This window comes from Bradyrhizobium sp. UFLA06-06 (assembly GCF_054820065.1).
In genome coordinates, this window is the sequence record NZ_JADFUD010000157.1 from 1 (window position 1) to 1373 (window position 1373).

Here is a 1373-nt window from a genome sequence, read left to right on the forward strand (position 1 = left end):
GCCTTCAAGGCCAACCCGGCCGGTAGCGGAAACATCAAGCCCGAGAGCCTCGAGACGCCGGCCGGCCTTGCCTATTACACCGTGGAGAGCGCGCGCGACGGCACCACCAATGTGCGGCGCTATTCCATGATCCTGCCGGGACCGACCTTCTCCGGCTATGTCGCGGTGCAGGTGCCGGAGAACGCGAGCAAGATCTACACCGACGACGCCGTGCGGCAGATGTTCGCCACCGCCCAGATCCGCAACGAGGTGCCGGTCGACGAACAGCTCGGCATGATGCCGTTCAAGGTCACCGAGCTCAGCAGCTTCAAGAATGTCCGCATGCTGGCGCCGGGCGCGGCGCTGCTGATGGCCGACGGCGACGACAAGGGCCTTGAGACCAAGCCCTTCATGCTCCTTGGCATCATCGGCTCGGCCCCGGCCACGCCAGATGATCGCGGTCGCTTCGCCCAGCAGATCGCCACCACCATCCCCGGCGTGCGCGACGGGCGGATCACCATGTCCGAACCGATCCGGATCGACGGCCAGCCCGGCTTCGAGACGCGCATCGACGCCGTCAGCGGCAAGGACAATACCCCGGTGACCATCGTGCAGTGGCTGCGGTTCGGCGCGCAAACATCGATGCGCATCATCGGCAGCTCCCCGCGCACCGATTGGGAGAAGGCCTTCCCGCGCTTCCGCGCGGTGCGCGACGGCATCCAGCCGCGCGGCTGACAGGCCCGCCGAAAAATCGGACTTTCGCAGCTCCACGAACGGAACTAGCCTCCTCGCACGGTTATCAGAGCGAGGAGGGGCGCGATGTTGGATCGACGACAGGTCGTTGCAGGGCTCGGTACGCTGGCGCTTGCGGCGCTGGTTCCAAAACATCTCTGGGCGGCTGCGATCAAGCCCGACGACGGCTCCGCGCTGCTCGTGATCGACGTCCAGAACTGCTTCCTGCCCGGCGGCAGCCTTGCGGTGAAGGACGGCGAGCAGGTGGTGCCGGTGATCAACCGGATCGCCAAGAGCTTCGCCAATGTCGTGATGACGCAGGACTGGCACACGCCCGGACACATCTCCTTTGCCTCGACCCATTCCGGCAAGAAGCCGTTCGAGACCGTCGACCTTGCCTATGGCAAGCAGGTGCTGTGGCCCGACCACTGCGTCCAGGGCACCGACGGCGCCTCGCTGTCGAAGGAACTCGCGATCCCGCAGGCCGAGCTGATCATCCGCAAGGGTTTTCACAAGGACGTCGACAGCTACTCCGCCTTCACCGAGGCCGACGGCAAGACCACCACCGGGCTCGCCGCCTATCTGAAGGCGCGCAACGTCGAGCGGGTTTTCGTGGCCGGGCTCGCCACCGACTTCTGCGTGGCATGGACCGCGCTCGATGC

Annotated in this window: 2 protein-coding genes; both read left to right on the forward strand. The window is 66.1% G+C overall.

All coding sequences use genetic code 11. The features are described 5' to 3' along the window. A partial coding sequence (locus IF803_RS42455) for a hypothetical protein (RefSeq protein ID WP_461196157.1) occupies positions 1 to 714 on the forward strand: 714 nt, incomplete at its 5' end. Positions 715 to 798: 84 nt separating this feature from the next. Then, a partial coding sequence (locus tag IF803_RS42460; protein WP_461196158.1) for a nicotinamidase occupies positions 799 to 1373 on the forward strand: 575 nt, incomplete at its 3' end.